The 14,639-nt window shown below is 69.2% G+C and carries 16 protein-coding genes, 1 tRNA gene and 1 CRISPR repeat array; of the genes, 9 read left to right on the plus strand and 8 right to left on the minus strand.

The annotated features are described in order from the left end of the window. Positions 1 to 11: 11 nt before the first annotated feature. Both ACV7JO_RS05650 and ACV7JO_RS05655 read left to right on the plus strand, forming a co-directional pair. Positions 12 to 479, plus strand: a complete 468-nt coding sequence (locus ACV7JO_RS05650) for a GNAT family N-acetyltransferase (protein WP_470355365.1) — start codon at positions 12 to 14, stop codon at positions 477 to 479. 26 nt (positions 480 to 505) lie between these two features. After that, positions 506 to 579 (plus strand) — tRNA-Thr (locus ACV7JO_RS05655). Positions 580 to 721: 142 nt separating this feature from the next. On the opposite strand, the gene ACV7JO_RS05660 is transcribed toward ACV7JO_RS05655, so the two are convergent. Continuing rightward, entirely contained in the window at positions 722 to 1,378 is a 657-nt protein-coding gene (locus tag ACV7JO_RS05660) for a lactate utilization protein (RefSeq protein ID WP_470355366.1), read from the minus strand. Between the two features lie 265 nt (positions 1,379 to 1,643). Beyond that, a CRISPR array of direct repeats spans positions 1,644 to 3,004; the repeat unit is 31 nt; unit sequence GCTTCAACCCCACAAGGGGTCCGTCTGAAAC. Positions 3,005 to 3,196: 192 nt separating this feature from the next. Here ACV7JO_RS05660 and ACV7JO_RS05665 point away from each other — a divergent pair. Together ACV7JO_RS05665 and ACV7JO_RS05670 are read left to right on the plus strand one after the other, a co-directional pair. Continuing rightward, the gene (locus ACV7JO_RS05665; protein ID WP_470355367.1) at positions 3,197 to 3,814 is read left to right on the plus strand and encodes a class I SAM-dependent methyltransferase; all 618 of its coding nucleotides are present in this window, start codon (positions 3,197 to 3,199) and stop codon (positions 3,812 to 3,814) included. Then, the gene (locus tag ACV7JO_RS05670; protein WP_470355368.1) at positions 3,811 to 4,374 is read left to right on the plus strand and encodes a hypothetical protein; all 564 of its coding nucleotides are present in this window, start codon (positions 3,811 to 3,813) and stop codon (positions 4,372 to 4,374) included. Before ACV7JO_RS05665 ends, ACV7JO_RS05670 begins: the two co-directional genes overlap by 4 nt. Before the next feature lie 7 nt (positions 4,375 to 4,381). Here ACV7JO_RS05670 and ACV7JO_RS05675 read toward each other — a convergent pair whose 3' ends face one another. The 4 genes from ACV7JO_RS05675 to ACV7JO_RS05690 form a co-directional block, all read right to left on the minus strand. After that, positions 4,382 to 4,654 carry a hypothetical protein gene (locus tag ACV7JO_RS05675; RefSeq protein WP_470355369.1) on the minus strand — a complete coding sequence of 91 codons (273 nt, stop codon included), beginning with the start codon at positions 4,652 to 4,654 and terminating at the stop codon, positions 4,382 to 4,384. Positions 4,655 to 4,717: 63 nt separating this feature from the next. Beyond that, positions 4,718 to 5,362 (minus strand): alpha/beta hydrolase, encoded by a 645-nt coding sequence (locus ACV7JO_RS05680; protein WP_470355370.1) that lies wholly within the window; start codon positions 5,360 to 5,362, stop codon positions 4,718 to 4,720. Positions 5,363 to 5,517: 155 nt separating this feature from the next. Continuing rightward, positions 5,518 to 6,363: a beta-keto acid cleavage family enzyme gene (locus tag ACV7JO_RS05685; RefSeq protein ID WP_470355371.1), complete on the minus strand. Its 846-nt coding sequence runs from the start codon at positions 6,361 to 6,363 to the stop codon at positions 5,518 to 5,520. After that, the gene (locus ACV7JO_RS05690) at positions 6,360 to 6,545 is read right to left on the minus strand and encodes a hypothetical protein (RefSeq protein WP_470355372.1); all 186 of its coding nucleotides are present in this window, start codon (positions 6,543 to 6,545) and stop codon (positions 6,360 to 6,362) included. Before ACV7JO_RS05690 ends, ACV7JO_RS05685 begins: the two co-directional genes overlap by 4 nt. Positions 6,546 to 6,667: 122 nt before the next feature. On the opposite strand from ACV7JO_RS05690, the gene ACV7JO_RS05695 reads away from it, so the two are divergent. Next, positions 6,668 to 7,624, plus strand: a complete 957-nt coding sequence (locus ACV7JO_RS05695; RefSeq protein WP_470355373.1) for a ring-cleaving dioxygenase — start codon at positions 6,668 to 6,670, stop codon at positions 7,622 to 7,624. A 3-nt stretch (positions 7,625 to 7,627) separates the two neighbouring features. After that, on the plus strand, positions 7,628 to 8,848 hold the full coding sequence (locus ACV7JO_RS05700; protein ID WP_470355374.1) for an iron-containing alcohol dehydrogenase family protein: 1,221 nt from the start codon (positions 7,628 to 7,630) through the stop codon (positions 8,846 to 8,848). A 75-nt stretch (positions 8,849 to 8,923) separates the two neighbouring features. Here the strand turns inward: ACV7JO_RS05700 and ACV7JO_RS05705 are convergent, their stop codons facing one another. The 3 genes from ACV7JO_RS05705 to hisC are packed head-to-tail and all read right to left on the minus strand — an operon-like array spanning position 8,924 to position 11,114. Continuing rightward, the gene (locus ACV7JO_RS05705; protein WP_470355375.1) at positions 8,924 to 9,532 is read right to left on the minus strand and encodes a CDP-alcohol phosphatidyltransferase family protein; all 609 of its coding nucleotides are present in this window, start codon (positions 9,530 to 9,532) and stop codon (positions 8,924 to 8,926) included. After that, entirely contained in the window at positions 9,529 to 10,035 is a 507-nt protein-coding gene (locus ACV7JO_RS05710; RefSeq protein ID WP_470355376.1) for an adenylate kinase family protein, read from the minus strand. Before ACV7JO_RS05710 ends, ACV7JO_RS05705 begins: the two co-directional genes overlap by 4 nt. Beyond that, on the minus strand, positions 10,032 to 11,114 hold the full coding sequence (gene hisC / locus ACV7JO_RS05715; RefSeq protein WP_470355377.1) for a histidinol-phosphate transaminase: 1,083 nt from the start codon (positions 11,112 to 11,114) through the stop codon (positions 10,032 to 10,034). Before hisC ends, ACV7JO_RS05710 begins: the two co-directional genes overlap by 4 nt. 152 nt (positions 11,115 to 11,266) lie before the next feature. Between hisC and ACV7JO_RS05720 the strand changes: the two genes are divergently transcribed. The 3 genes from ACV7JO_RS05720 (at position 11,267) to ACV7JO_RS05730 (ending at position 14,603) form a co-directional block, all read left to right on the plus strand. Beyond that, positions 11,267 to 11,965 carry a chemotaxis protein CheC gene (locus tag ACV7JO_RS05720; protein ID WP_470355378.1) on the plus strand — a complete coding sequence of 233 codons (699 nt, stop codon included), beginning with the start codon at positions 11,267 to 11,269 and terminating at the stop codon, positions 11,963 to 11,965. A gap of 73 nt (positions 11,966 to 12,038) precedes the next feature. Further along, a complete protein-coding gene (locus ACV7JO_RS05725; protein WP_470355379.1) occupies positions 12,039 to 12,494 on the plus strand; it encodes a transporter in 456 nt (151 codons plus the stop codon). A 156-nt stretch (positions 12,495 to 12,650) separates the two neighbouring features. Next, complete coding sequence (locus ACV7JO_RS05730; RefSeq protein ID WP_470355380.1) at positions 12,651 to 14,603, plus strand: methyl-accepting chemotaxis protein; 1,953 nt, start codon at positions 12,651 to 12,653, stop codon at positions 14,601 to 14,603. Positions 14,604 to 14,639: the final 36 nt, after the last annotated feature.

Below are 14,639 nucleotides of genomic sequence, written 5' to 3' on the forward strand. Positions count from 1 at the left end.
GCACCGTGAGTGTGGACATCCGTCCCGCCGAGACCGGCGACGTCGACGCCATCGTCGACCTCTGGGTCGAACTGGCGACCGACCAGCGCGACCACGGTTCGCACCTGCTCGCGGCCGCCAACCGCGGCCCCGTCCGCGAGGCCATCGCCCGGCGGACGGTCACCGACAACGTCTACGTCGCGGCCACCGACGACCGCCTCGTCGGGTTCGCCATGGGAGCGCTCGAAGAGGGTCGCTACGAACAGGACACCGTCCGCGGCGTCGTCGAGAACATCTACGTCGCCGAACCCGACCGCGACCGCGGCGTCGGCGGCCGCCTCCTTGCGGCGCTGGAAGCCGCGCTCGCTGCCGCCGGTGCCGACACGATAGCGCTGGAGGCCATGGCAGACAACGCCGCCGCCCGCCGGTTCTACCGCCGGCACGGCTACACCCCCCACCGCGTCGAGTTCGAGAAGCCGACCGAAAACGATACCCTCTAAACGGTCCCCCCGCAAGCACCATCCGCGCCAGGGGAGCTTGGGTGGTCCAAGCACTCGACTTGTAATCGAGAGTTCGTGGGTTCAAATCCCACCCCTGGCTCTCGCCCCCTGTCTCTCCGCCGCGTCTCGACGACCCGTCTCTCACCGGACCGGCGGCTGTCTGTCGTTCGTCGCCGCCGGAACGCGAAGCGAAAAGACGCGTCGGCGGATGTCGACGGACCGCCACGCTGTCGGTCGACCGCTCAGTAGCCCAACTGCTCGCGGACGAGTACGACCGTCGTCCGGTCGTCCTCGAGTTCCTGCCGGAAGACGAGCTGTTTCGCGATGGCGGAGTCGACGCCGTAAGCCTCCTTGGCGCGCTCGTTCTCCAGCGGGTAAGCGACGGATTCGAGTCGGTCGAAGGCGTCGTCTAGCGTCGCCACGATCTTGTTCACGCCGCTGACGATGACGACGTTGCTCGCGGCGAAGGGGTAGGCCCCGATACGACTGCCCGAGCGGTCCGCGGCGACGAGTTCGCCCGTCGCCGAGATAGCGTTGATGCCCCCGAGGAAGTAGTCGGCGGTCTGGGCCTCGCGGCGGGCGGCCTGCCGCTCGGCGTCGTCGTCGATGCCCCATATCTCGTCGGGCAGGCTCTCCCAGTCGTGGTCGCCCTCGGTGAGGTACTCGTCGAACCCGACCTCCTCCAGCGTCGTCGAGTGCCCGTTCATCACGGACGCGCCGGCAGGGACGTGGGATTTCAGCGTCTCCAGTGCCTCGTCGGCCGAGTCTACGACGACCACGTCGAACCCGTTGGCTTCGAGGTTCGCCACGGCCTCGTCGATGGTCTCGTCGTCGGGAAGTTCGTCGAGCGTTGCGTCGATATCGGCGTCGTCGGTGTAGTCGGATTTCTGCTGTGACATTGGTAGCGAGACGTTCGGTTCAGCGTCTCCCAGTACTGACTGCCGTCGTATAAGCCTCCGCGGACACCCGTATCAGGTGGTTACGCCGGTGTCACCGACATCTCAACGCCGACGAGAGTTCGCGCGTGACGGCACTGCACGCTCTGGCCCGCCCTCCAAGAGGGCCGTCCGAAATTCACTTGGTCGGGGCAGGCGCTGGGTTTCAACCACAGGGAGTCCGTCTGAAACCCGTGGAAGTCGTCGCCGGGGGACTGCTGCGACGCCAGCTTCAACCCCACAAGGGGTCCGTCTGAAACCCCTGCGGTTAATATCGCGTCCGAGAGGGAGAAATTGCTTCAACCCCACAAGGGGTCCGTCTGAAACGCCACGCTGTCCAACTCCGAGCCGTCGATGTCCCCGCTTCAACCCCACAAGGGGTCCGTCTGAAACGCGCCCGTCGACGCCGCCGAGCATGGCGTCGTCGGCTTCAACCCCACAAGGGGTCCGTCTGAAACCGGTGTGAGATAATGCCAAGCAATATACAGCACGGGCTTCAACCCCACAAGGGGTCCGTCTGAAACATGACTCTAGCAACGTATTTATCGGATTCAGTCCGTCGCTTCAACCCCACAAGGGGTCCGTCTGAAACCGGGTCTCCGATAATGGCTTGTGGGTCCCGGAGCTTCAACCCCACAAGGGGTCCGTCTGAAACACCACGTCCCCGCCAAAGTCGGTGCCGTCGTCGAGGCTTCAACCCCACAAGGGGTCCGTCTGAAACTAGTTTTATGGTTGCGGCGGCGCATACGTTTAGACACGCTTCAACCCCACAAGGGGTCCGTCTGAAACGAATACGTGGGTGGGGATGTTGGTCCAATCCATCTCGCTTCAACCCCACAAGGGGTCCGTCTGAAACCGAGGCTATCGCGGAGGTGTACGATGACTGACGACCGCTTCAACCCCACAAGGGGTCCGTCTGAAACCAGAGCCGGCTCTGGCTGGGTTCGCTGTCGAAGCCGCTTCAACCCCACAAGGGGTCCGTCTGAAACGCGCTGGCCCCCTACGCCCAGCCCGGCCGGAACCTCGCTTCAACCCCACAAGGGGTCCGTCTGAAACATATTTTCGCAATCGGTTTGTCAGAAATCACGCTGTGCTTCAACCCCACAAGGGGTCCGTCTGAAACTTACTGCGCTGCTTGATGTACTCCGTCCGAGCAAGGGCTTCAACCCCACAAGGGGTCCGTCTGAAACAGAATTAAGTACCCGGCCCCTAACTGGGAAGCAACGGCTTCAACCCCACAAGGGGTCCGTCTGAAACACGATCAGTGAGATGATTGCGAGAGCGAGCGCGATGCTTCAACCCCACAAGGGGTCCGTCTGAAACGTGGTAAATGGCAATCCAAAGTATACACAGGAGATGGCTTCAACCCCACAAGGGGTCCGTCTGAAACTCGAACTGGCGGCCCGTCTCGGCCGCGTCGGCCGTCGCTTCAACCCCACAAGGGGTCCGTCTGAAACACCCACGACGGCCAACACCGCTCACAGCGGGACTGCTTCAACCCCACAAGGGGTCCGTCTGAAACTATGTTGGTGGTGGTTGTGGTTGTAAGTGCAATGGTAGCTTCAACCCCACAAGGGGTCCGTCTGAAACCATGCCCGATTCGGGCACGTAACCGGTGCTATACACCCCTCAGAACTTCACGCTTTCGTCGACCCGCAATACCCCCGCTACCCCCGGGGGGTCGACGAAACGTCGGGTCGATACGGCCGGGCCGCCCCGCTGGCGGCGCGCCGCGAAGCCGAGTCCGGGGGGCATTTACCCTCCACCCACGCAGTGTCCCCTATGGACCCTGACGACGTCCGCCGCGACTGGGCCGAACGCGACGGGAAGTACTCGCCGACGTATTACGCCGGCCTCGGCCCCAACGGGGTGACCGAGACGCTCGCGGACGTCCTCGACCACTACGTCGACGACGACGCGCGCGTGCTCGAACTCGGTTGTGGCTCGGGCCGCCACCTCGCGTACCTGCTGGACCGCGGCTACGAGGACTTGACAGGCATCGACATCAACGAGCGGTCCGTCGAGGTGATGGCCGACGCCTACCCGGAACTGGCCGAGACGGGGACGTTCCACGTTGGCGCGATACAGGACCTGCTGCCGGAGTTCGACGACGGGGCCTTCGACGTTGTCTACACCGTCGAGACGCTCCAGCACATCCACCCGGAGGACGCGTGGGTCTTCGAGGAGGTGGCGCGGGTGACCGACGACCTGCTCGTGACCGCCGAGAACGAGGGCAACAGCCCGGAGCGAGGGCGCGAGGAGACCGACGTGAGCTACGTCGACGACGAGTTTCCGCTGTATCACCGGCACTGGAAGCGGGTGTTCGGCGACATCGGGCTCGCCCAGTTGCTCCGGGAGCCGACGGCGCGGGACACGATACGGGTGTTCCGCTCGCCATGAGCAGTGGCGGTGTCTCGTCGGCCGAACTCGCCGACTACGCGCGGACGCAGGCCCGCTTCCTCTGGGGCCGCGTCGAGACGCTGGGCGCGGAACTCGACGACCTGTTGGCGAGCATCGACGACGACATCGCGGCGGCCCGGGAGCGGCTATCGGAACACGCGGGGAGCGACCGCCCCGCGTCGCCGTCGGAGTCCCCGTCACCCGCCGGTCACGGGGCGGACGCCGACGCGACCCTCGACGAACTCGACTCGCTGGAGGACGACCTCGAACAGCGGCAGGCCGTCGCGGCGGCGAAACAGGCGCGCCGCGAGGCGTTCCGGAAGTTGGCCGACGCCTACGCCGAACTGGCCGCCGAACTGGAGGCGGCCGACGACGGCGAGGCCGCGCTGGCCCGGGTCGTGGCCTTCGAACGCGACCGCGACGCGCCGGCGTACTTCGACGAGCGCGAGACGCTGTTGGAGGCCGCGGCCGGTGCCGGAGACGAGAGCGGAAGCGAGGACGAGACGGACGGCTCGGCCGGCGACGCCGGTACGGACGACACGACCGACGCGGACGAATAGCGGCCGGTCAGCCGAAGACGGTTGTGAGCAGTCCGATACCGACGAGACTGACCAGCCCTGCGGCCGCTAGCGCGCGGCCGACCGCCAGCCACGGCCGCTCGGCGAACTGGACGAGGACGGCCCCGACGACGGCGAAGGCGACGCCGAGCGTGACCGCGTCGAACGGGAGGAAGAACCGGTGGCAGACGGCCATCGCGACGCCGATTCCGGCACCGCGCCGGAGTGGCGGGTCGCCGGTAAGGGCGGCGCGGGACTGCTCTGCGTCGGTCGTTGCGGGCATAGTTGTTCCCGGGTCCGCCGGCGGGAAAAACCCCGCCCTCGGCCCGGCGTCACGACGAGGAGGTCACTCCACCAAGTCCGCGACCATGTCGGCAGCGTAGTCGAGTTCCTCCTGATTGACGCCGTGGCCCATCCCCTCGTAGATTCGCTCTTCCACGTCGGCGTTCAGTCGTTCGAGGACGGCGGTGGTCTCTTCGACGCGCTCCAGCGGAATGTGGGGGTCCACGTCGCTGCAGCCGAGGAAGGCGGGCGTCCCGTCGAGGTCGCCCGCGTACTCGCTCTCGTCGATGCTCTCGCCGATGAGGCCGCCGCTGAAGGCGACGAGGCCGCCGTACCGCCGGGGGTTCCGGGCGACGTACTCGCTGGCGAGACAGGCCCCCTGTGAGAAACCGAGGAGGAGGACCTTCGCGGCGGGGATGCCGGCGTCTCCCGCCTCGTCGATGGCGTCGGCGATGGCCTGCAGGCCGGATGTCCGGCCCGGCTCGTTCTGGGCGACGGGCGAGAGGAACGACTGGGGGTACCACGTGTTGCGCGCGGCCTGTGGCGCGAGGAAGGCGACGCCGTCGCAGCCGATGTCCCCGGCCATCCCGACGATGCTCTGTGCGGTCGCGCCCCGTCCGTGGACGAGGACGGCGGCGGCCTCGGCGTCGTCGAGCGGCGTGCCCGCGGTGACCACCTGCTGGCCTTGGTGCGGCCCGTCGGCGCTCATCGCGTCTCACCCGCGTCTCGGTGTGGCGCTGGCTGTGTCATCTGGGCCGGGCTACGACGGCGAGTCGGATATAGGTTCTCGGGCGTCGGTGTCACCACCCGACGCCGGTGTTACCGGCGGGCGGCGGCGCGGCCGCTGCACCGTTCGGCGGCGACTCAGCCCAGCCCGAGTATCTCGCGGGCCTCGCCCGTGTCGGCGACCGGTCGGCCCAACTGCTCGGCGAGCGCGACGACCCGCTCGACCAGTTGGGCGTTGCTCTCGGCGAGTTCGCCGCGGCGGACGTAGACGTTGTCCTCCAGCCCGACGCGGACATGCCCGCCCAGCAGTATCCCCAGCGCCGCGAACGGGAGTTGGTGGCGGCCGAACCCCAGCGTGTTGAACGTCGCGCCGTCGGGGAGGTCCGCGACGGCCCGCAGGAAGTTCGCCGGCGTCGGCCGGGTGAGCGTCCCCGGACCGAAGATGAGCGTGGCGTAGACCGGGGCGGCCACCTCCCGGCGGTCCAGCAGGTCGAACACCTCGTTGCGGTGGCCGTCGTTGAACACCTCCAGTTCGGGCTTGATTCCCCGGTCGACCATCTCCGCGTGCAGCGAGTCGACGAGGGCGCGCGTGTTCTCACTGGTGAGGTGGTCGTAGCGGTTGAGCGGCCCCATGTCGAGCGAGGCCATCTCGGGGGGCGGGTCGGTCCGGAGCGGGCGGTGGCGGTCGGCGTCGGGCGCGCCGGTCCCGCCCGTCGAGTGCTGGAGTATCACGTCGTCGGTGTGCCGGCGGACGGCCTCGTCTATCTCCTGAAATCGCTCGGTGGCGAACGACCGCTCGCCGTTGGGGCGGCGCGCGTGGAGGTGGACGACCGAGGCTCCGGCGGCCTCGACTTCGCCGGCGGCCCGACCGATCTCTGCGGGCGTCTCCGGCACCGCGGAGTTGGTCTCCTTGCCGTGGACGCCGCCGGTCAGCGCCGCCGTGACGACGACGGGATCGCCGTCGAGGTAGGCGTCGTAGCTCACGGTTCCCCCTCTCGCTCCCGGAATATCTCGCAGTGGGCCGCGTGGTCCAGTTCGTAGCGGTCGTTGCAGATGTCGGCCCGCATCGGCTGGACGAACTCGTCGACGACGGTACAGAACGCCCGCGCCTCGTCGAAGCTCACGTCGCCGCTCGATTCCCGATAGGACAGATACGGACAGGACATACTCCCCGTTGCAGCCGGAGTGTGTTAACGATACCCGTGGCACGATGGGCGGTGTCGCCCGCGTCGCCCGGTGACACTGGGGCGAGCAAACACCTTCATGAGTCGCCCCCGTACGGCCCCGTATGGCACCTGATACCGCGGGACTACACCACGTGACGGCTATCGTGGGCGACCCGCAGCGAAACGCCGACTTCTACGTCGGCACGCTCGGCCTCCGACTGGTCAAGCGTACCGTCAACCACGACGACACCGGGACGTACCACCTCTACTTCGGCGACGGCGAGGGGTCGCCCGGGACGAACATCACCTTCTTCCCGTGGGGCGCGGACGGGCGGGACGGCGAGTTCGGCGCGGGACAGGCGCGCGCGACGGCGTACAACGTCCCTCGCGACGCGGTCGACTACTGGGTCGACCGGCTGGAAACCCGCGGTATCGGCGTGGAGCGGACCGAGCGGTTCGGCGAGACCGTCCTCCGGTTCGAGGACCCCGACGGCATCGGCCTCGAACTCGTCGCCGGCGACGACCCGACCGAGGCGACGCCGTGGGCCGACAGCCCGGTCCCCGCCGAGCGTCAACTGCGCGGCTTCCACGGCGTCACGCTCGCCGTCTCGGAGTTCGGGCCGACCGCGGCGGTCCTGACGGAGGTGCTTGGCTACGAACACGAGACGACCGAGGACGGCCGGCGGCGCTACCGGAGCGGCCCGGGCGGTCCCGGCTCGGTCGTCGACCTCGTGGAGACGGACCGCGAGCGCGGTCGGATGGGCGTCGGGACGGTCCACCACGTCGCGTTCACGGCCGAGAGCGTCGCGGAACTGGAGGCCTACCGGGAGGCGTACCGCGACCTCGGGCTCGACCCGACCGAGGTCATCGACCGGAAGTACTTCCGCGCCGTCTACGCCCGCGAACCGGGCGGTGTCCTGTTCGAGATCTCGACGACCGGTCCGGGGTTCACGGTCGACGAGGACCGCGGCGAACTCGGTTCGTCGCTCGTCTTACCCGAGTGGCTGGAGGACGAGCGCGACGAGATAGAATCGGGACTCCCACCCTTCGACGACCCGTCCGTCGGGGGCGGCGACTGAGCCGTGACCGACGGCTCCGACGGGGACCTGACGGCCCCGTTCCGGTTCGACTACGACGTGCCGGTCCTCCGCGAGGGGCCCGACGCCGCGGCGGCGCTGGGCGACGAACTGGCGGCCCACGGCCTCGACAGCGCCGTGGTCGTCTGTGGCTCGACGGTCGGGACGACGCCGGCCGTGATGGACCCCGTCCGCGACGGACTGGGCGACCGCCTCGCCGGCGTGTTCGCGGAGACGACGCCCGAAAAGCGGCTCGGTACCGCCGTCGACGGTCTCGAACGGTTCCGCGAACTGGACGCCGACGCCATCGTGGCCGTCGGCGGCGGCAGCAGCCTCGACGTGGCAAAGGTCGTGGCGACGCTGGCCGCGACCGACGCGGCTCCCGAGGCCGTGGGCGAGGCGTTCGCCGAGACCGGCACGATAGCGGTCCCCGAGGTGGGCCTCCCGCCGGTCGTCGCCGTGCCGACGACGCTCGCCGGTGCCGACCTCTCGATGGTGGCCGGCGTCACCGCCGACCCGGCGACCTGCCCGGTCCCCGAGGCGGTCAGCGGCGGCATCGGCGGGCGCACGCTGATGCCGACTGCGGTCCACTACGACGCCGGCCTGCTCGCCTCGACGCCGCGGGACGTGTTCGCCGCGTCGGCGATGAACGGCTTCGACAAGGGCGTCGAGACGCTGTACGCGCGCAACCGGACGCCCGTGACTGACGCCGCCGCGAGCCGCGGGCTCGACCTCCTCGCCGAGGGACTGCTGGCGTTTGGCGACGGGGCCGACGACACGGCAACCTACCGACGGCTCGCACAGGGGGTTGTACTCGCCCAGTTCGGCATCTCCCGGCCCGAGGGGACCACGCTGTCGCTGATTCACGCCCTCGGCCACGGGCTGACCCGGACCTACGACGTCCAGCAGGGCGCGGCCCACGCCGTCGTCGCGCCACACGCGCTGGCGTACCTGTTCGACGAGGTCGACGGCCGGCGCGCGATGCTGGCCGCGGCGCTGGGCGTCGGCGACGCCGCGGACCCCGCGGCGGCTGTCGTCGACCGCGTGCGCGAGGTTGCCGACGCGCTCGGCCTACCGAACCGACTCCGGGACGTGGACGGCCCCAACCCCGAGGAGTTCGCCGACGTGGCGCGGGCCGTCCTCGACGACTCGTTCGTGGCGAACGCGCCGGCCGGGCTCGACCCGACGCCGTCGGCCATCGAGGGCGTGCTGGAGGCCGCGTGGTGACCGTCGACCGGGGCGGCCCGGGCGACCGCGACGCCGTCGGTTACGGCCCGACCGCGGCGGGAGCGAGCGCCCGCCTCAGTCCAGCGCGCGCATCGAGTGGTAGAACCGCTGGGCCGCGGTCAGGTGGCCGACGAGTGCGAAGACGACGAGCAGCCAGCCGACCGGCGCGAGGCCGAGCGGGGCCGGCCGGGCGAAGGCGCTGACGCCGGTGACGACGCCGACCAGCGCCAATCGGTCGGCCCGACCGAGCAGGCCGCCGTAGACCCGGTCCAACCCGACGGCTTGGGCCTGCGTCCCCAGATACGAGGTCATCAGGACGCCCGTGACCGCCGCGATGCCCAGCGCCCAGCGGTCCAGTCCAGCCGCGAGGCCGACGATGACGGCGATGTCGGCGTAGCGGTCGAGCACGTGGTCGAGCAGGTCGCCGCCGTCGGAGGCCACGTCCAGTTCGCGGGCCAGCGCGCCGTCGACGAGGTCGAGCCAGCCGTTCAGGAAGACCAGCACCGCGCCGGCGAGATAGAGGAGCGGCGTCCCCGGAGCGACGCCGTAGACGCCGCCGGCGGCGACCGCCAGCAGGAAGGCGACGACGCTGACGCCGTCGGGCGAGAGGCCGACGGCTTTCGCCCCGGTGACGCAGGGGTCGAGAAAGCGGTCGGCCACCGAGCGGTACTTGTCGAGAGTCATAGCCAGTCCGTGTAGTCGACCGTGCCGGCGCTTGGGTCGCGCTCGCCCGCCAGCACGGCGGCTATCTCGGCCGCCACCGCCTCGGGGTCCCGGTCGGTCGTGTCTATCTCGTAGACGCTGTCCGCGCCGTGGGCGGCGACGGCTTCCGACAGGACCACGTCGAGCGCCTCGGACTCGGCGTTCTCGTAGGCCTTGGCGTCGCCGTCGCCCCGGCCGCGCAGGCGCTCGACGACCGTCTCGGGGTGGGCGCGCAGGACGACCACGCGGTCGGCGTCGAAGTGGTGTGCGAGGTGGGACTCGAAGAGCACGCCGTCGCGGTCGGCCAGTCGCTCCGAGAGGGCGTCCATGTCCGCGACGAGGCTGCCCCGCTCCTCGTCGACGCCCGTCGAGAGCCCCTCGTCCTCGATGACGCGGTTGAGGTGGACCACGTCGAGGTCCGTCGACAGCAGGTCCGTGGCCGTGGTCTTCCCGGTCCCCGGCGTGCCGGTGACCGCGGCTCTCACGCGCTGACCACCTCGATGACCTCGTTCAGCACCGCGACGGCCCGCTCCGTGTCGGCCTCGGTGCCGCAGGTGATGCGGATGCACTCGGGGAGGCCGAAGGACGAGCAGTCCCGGACGATGACACCCTCCTCCTGTGCGGCGGCGGCGACGGCCGCGGCGTCGCCGACCGCCGCGAGGACGAAGTTGCCGGCGCTGTCCCACGTGTCGGCGGCGAGTTCGTCGGCGATGTACTCGCGCGCCCACCGGGCCGTCTCGACGGAGCGCTCGACGTGTTCGTCGTCGTCCAGCGCGGCCAGTCCGGCCCGGCAGGCCAGTTCGCTCGCCGAGAACGGCGTGTTGATGCGGGCGTAGGCGTCGGCCCAGTCCTCGGGGACGAGCGCGTAGCCCAGTCGGACGCCGGCCAGCCCGTAGGCCTTCGAGAACGTCCGGAGGACGGCCACGTCGTCGCGCTCGTCGAGCAGCGGGCGGGCGCTGGGCGAGTCGGCGAACTCGCCGTAGGCCTCGTCGACGACGACCAGCGTCTCCGGGTCCGTCTCGGCGGCGATTTCGCGGACGGCGTCGGTGGTGAACTCCGCACCGGTGGGGTTGTGCGGACTGGTGAGGTAGACGATGCGTTCCCCGTCGTAGTCTTTCAGGACTGTCTCGGCGGTCTGGGCGAAGTCGTCGGCCTTCGAGAGCGTGTACTCGGCGACCTCGCCGTGGTGGTAGCGGGCGCTCATCGGGTAGTAGGCGAAGCCCGGCGTCGGGACGAGGACGCGCTGGCCGGGGTCGAGCATCGCCCGGGCGAGGCAGTCGAGCGCGCCGTCGCCGCCGTTGCCCAGCCACACCTGTTCGGGCGTGCAGTCCCACATCTCTGCGAGGGCCTCGGCGAGGTCGGCGTGGGACGCCTTGGGGTAGGAGTGCATCCGCTCGGCCGACTCCCGAATCGCCTCGACGGCCGCCGGACTGGGGCCGAACATGTTCTCGTTCGAGGCGAGTTTCACCATGTCGTCCGGGTCGCGGCCGAGCTCCCGGGCGACCTCCTCGATACCGCGGCCGGCGCGGTAGACGGTGTGGGCGGAGAGGTCCCGTGGTTCCATGCGTGTGCCAAGCGGACGGGGCGGCTTAAGCGTGCTCACCTGTCCGCACCGGCCCGTCCGTTGGGGCCCGCAACGGTCCCGCCGCGACAGTCCCGTCCCGCGACTCCGTCCCATCACAACGAATAATATCCCGTGGCATAACCTCTCAAGGGATGCCGCTTCTCATCGACGTCAGGAAGCTGACGCTCATCACGCAACTCATTCAGGACGGTGCCGAGGAGGTGGCGGACTCGCTGGCGTCGCTGGCCGGCGTCGAGGCCAGCGTCGAGATAAAGAGCCTCTCGTTCGTCCAGCCCGACGATATCACAACCGAGATGGGGACCGGCGAGATATACAGCGCCCGCGTCAGGCTGACAGAACCCCCGTACGGCGTCTTTCTGATGACCTTCTCGCCGGCGACGGCCGCGGAGATAGCGGGACTGATGACCGGCACCGAGGTCGACGACGGGTTCACGCAGCTACAGGAGTCGGCGCTACAGGAGATGTGCAACATCCTCACTTCCGGATTCATCGACGGCATCGCCAACACGCTGGAGGCGACCATCGACATGGGCACCCCGACCGTCGAGCAGGCCCCGCGCGCGAGCGTCGCCGACGCGGCGCTGTCCCACGTCCGCCGGGACTCGCTGACCATCGTGTTGGACTCGCTGGTCGACATCAAAGAGACGGACGTGGCCTTCTCGCTTCGCATCTTCCTCGTCCCGGACCCCGGGTCGTTCGTCCACCTCATCGACCAACTGGACCGCGACGTGGAGCGGGACGCCCCCATCACGACCGAGAACGCGGACGTACAGGAACTCGACATGTCCGCCGACGTGGAGGCGTTCGACGAGGCCTTCGGCGACAACTGACGCCCGACCCGCTCGGGGGCCGCCGGCCTGCCGTCTTCGAGACGTTGAAGGGACTCCCGTCCAAGGGCCGCGTATGAGTGCAGTCGACGCCGTCGTCTACGGCATCCATCTGTTGTTCGCCGGCCTCTGGTCGGGTAGTGTCCTGTTCACCGCCTACGCCGTCCTCCCGACGGCGACCGACGGCTCCGCCAACGCCGCACCCATGGCGGCGATAACCGGGAAGCTCACCACCGTCTCCCGGGCGAGCGCGCTCCTGCTGTTCCTGACCGGCGGCCACCTCGCCGCGACGAAGTACACCGCTGGGTCGCTGCTGGGGACGACGCGGGGCTATCTCGTCGTCGCTATGATCGTCCTGTGGTTCCTGCTGGCCGGACTGGTCGAAGTCGGCACGTCGAAACTCTCCGACGGGTTCGACCAGCAGAAGGTCCGCGAACCCGCCCGCGAGGCGCGGCCGTTCCTGCTCGCCGCGGCGATCGTCGCCGTCCTCCTCCTGCTGGACGCGGGGACCATCCTCGGGCTGTACTACTGAAGCCGCCCGCCGGTCCCCCGCTCCATCGGGCGTCGGTTGGTTTCGGTCCCACTCCCGATTGGACGACGAACGAATCGCCCGAACACCGCTCTCACGCTACTATCGCTGATAATACGGCCAAAACCGTTTTGCCAGTCCTATCCCGAGGGCGTGGACATGGGACAGGCCATCAGTCGCGGGTCGGACGACAGCGTTGCGGACGGGTTAGAGGAACGAATTCGGGAGCTCACGCGGTACATCCCGGCCGGGGACACGATTCCCGACGGGGTGTGGCGGTCGCGTCACCGGGCCATCGTCACTGTCGTCCTCGCGCACGTCCCCGCGCTCTTGGCCCTCGGGCTGTACGATGGGACCGAGTCCCTCGTTACCGGCGCGACGGTCCCGTCGATACCGCTCTCGACGGTCCTCCTCGAACTCGGTATCGTCGTCGCCATAGCTGGCCTCTCCGCTGTCCCACGGTTCGACAGACGCGTCCGGACGGCGTTGGCGTCGACGGCGCTGCTGTCGTGTTCGGTCGTGTTGGTCCACTTCTCGGGCGGATTTATCGAGGCTCACTTCCACTTCTTCGTCGGCATGGCCGTCGTCGCCATCTACGAGGACTGGGCGCCGTTCGCGCTCGGTATCGGCTACGTGGTGCTGACCCACGGCGGCTTCGGGATGATAAACCCGGAGCGCGTCTACAACCACGCCCCGGCGATAAACAACCCGTGGGCGTGGGGCCTCATCCACGGCCTCTTCGTGTTTGCGCTCGCCCTCGCGCTGATGACGAACTGGTACTCCACGGAGCGGTCCCGTGAGGAGACCGAACAGAAACTCGCCGAGGTGCGGGAGAAGACCGACGAGATAGACGACCTCGAACAGCGTCGCGAGGAGATCGAGGCCGAGCGGGCCGAAGCCGAGGAGCTGAAAGCCGAGGCCGAGGCCCGACAGGCCGAGGTCGAGGAGTTCGTCGACCACCTCGAGACGAAGGCCGACGCCTACAGCGCCACCATGGAACGAGCCGCCGCGGGCGACCTCACGGTCCGGTTGGACCCCGAGAGCGAGAGCGACGCCATGACGCAGGTCGGGGAGTCGTTCAACCAGATGCTCGACGAGATGTCGGGGACGATGCGGGAGATACAGTCGTCCGTCGACACCGTCACCACGACCAGCGAGGAGGCCGACACCGGGGCCGACGAGGCGCGGGAGGCGAGCGAGGAGGTGAGCCGCTCCATCCAAGAAATCGCCAGCGACGCCACCGAACAGCGCGAGATGCTCGAACGGGTGTCCGGCGAGATGAGCGACCTGTCGGCGACCGTCGAGGAGGTGGCCGCCTCCGCGACGACGGTCGCCGAGACCGCCCGCGAGACGAGCGAGATAACCGACGACGGCGAGCGGACGGCGCGGGAGGCCATTGCGGACGCTCGGGACGCCCAAGCGGCCATCGACGCGACCGTCGAGAACGTGGAGACGCTCGACGACCGGATGGCCGAAATCGGCGAGATAATCGAACTCATCGGCGACATCGCCGAGCAGACGAACATGCTGGCGCTCAACGCCAACATCGAGGCCGCCCGCGCCGGCGACGGGGGCAGCGGCGACGGGTTCGCCGTCGTCGCCGACGAGGTGAAGGGACTGGCCACCGAGACCCGCGAGTCGGCCGCCGAGATCGAACAGCTCATCGAGCGGACGCAGGCCCAGACTCGGGAGACCGTCGAGAAGGCGCGGACCGCCGAGCGGAACGTGGCCGACAGCGTCGACGCCACCGAGGAGGTCGTCGACGCGTTCGCCGAGGTCGCCGAGAACGCGGCCGCGACCGACAACGGCGTCGAGGAGATACGCGACGCGACCGACGAGCAGGCAGCCAGTACGGAGGAGGCGGTCTCGATGGTCGAAGAAGTGGCCGACATCAGCCGTGCCACCGCGTCCGAGACGGAGACGGCGTCGGCCGCCGCCGAGGAGCAGGCCGCCTCGATGTCACAGGTCAGCGACAGCGTGGCACGACTCAGCGAGCAGGCTGACCGGTTGCGGTCGCTGCTGGGGACGTTCGACGTCGGCTCCGGGGCCGGCGCGGGGACCGGCGACCCCCGAGAGACCGTCGCCCTCGAGGACGGCGGTCGGCAGGAGTGACGCCTCGGCGGGCGTGACCGCCGGACGGGTCGAGGC

This window comes from Haloarcula sp. MBLA0138, from assembly GCF_055632455.1.

What these genes read in the sequence shown, in the direction of transcription:
- ACV7JO_RS05660 (WP_470355366.1), bottom strand. Translation starts at nt 1,378, where the DNA reads ATGTCACAGCAGAAATCCGACTACACCGACGACGCCGATATCGACGCA.
- ACV7JO_RS05665 (WP_470355367.1), top strand. Translation starts at nt 3,197, where the DNA reads ATGGACCCTGACGACGTCCGCCGCGACTGGGCCGAACGCGACGGGAAG.
- ACV7JO_RS05670 (WP_470355368.1), top strand. Translation starts at nt 3,811, where the DNA reads ATGAGCAGTGGCGGTGTCTCGTCGGCCGAACTCGCCGACTACGCGCGG.
- ACV7JO_RS05675 (WP_470355369.1), bottom strand. Translation starts at nt 4,654, where the DNA reads ATGCCCGCAACGACCGACGCAGAGCAGTCCCGCGCCGCCCTTACCGGC.
- ACV7JO_RS05680 (WP_470355370.1), bottom strand. Translation starts at nt 5,362, where the DNA reads ATGAGCGCCGACGGGCCGCACCAAGGCCAGCAGGTGGTCACCGCGGGC.
- ACV7JO_RS05690 (WP_470355372.1), bottom strand. Translation starts at nt 6,545, where the DNA reads ATGTCCTGTCCGTATCTGTCCTATCGGGAATCGAGCGGCGACGTGAGC.
- ACV7JO_RS05695 (WP_470355373.1), top strand. Translation starts at nt 6,668, where the DNA reads ATGGCACCTGATACCGCGGGACTACACCACGTGACGGCTATCGTGGGC.
- ACV7JO_RS05705 (WP_470355375.1), bottom strand. Translation starts at nt 9,532, where the DNA reads ATGACTCTCGACAAGTACCGCTCGGTGGCCGACCGCTTTCTCGACCCC.
- hisC (WP_470355377.1), bottom strand. Translation starts at nt 11,114, where the DNA reads ATGGAACCACGGGACCTCTCCGCCCACACCGTCTACCGCGCCGGCCGC.
- ACV7JO_RS05720 (WP_470355378.1), top strand. Translation starts at nt 11,267, where the DNA reads ATGCCGCTTCTCATCGACGTCAGGAAGCTGACGCTCATCACGCAACTC.
- ACV7JO_RS05725 (WP_470355379.1), top strand. Translation starts at nt 12,039, where the DNA reads ATGAGTGCAGTCGACGCCGTCGTCTACGGCATCCATCTGTTGTTCGCC.
- ACV7JO_RS05730 (WP_470355380.1), top strand. Translation starts at nt 12,651, where the DNA reads ATGGGACAGGCCATCAGTCGCGGGTCGGACGACAGCGTTGCGGACGGG.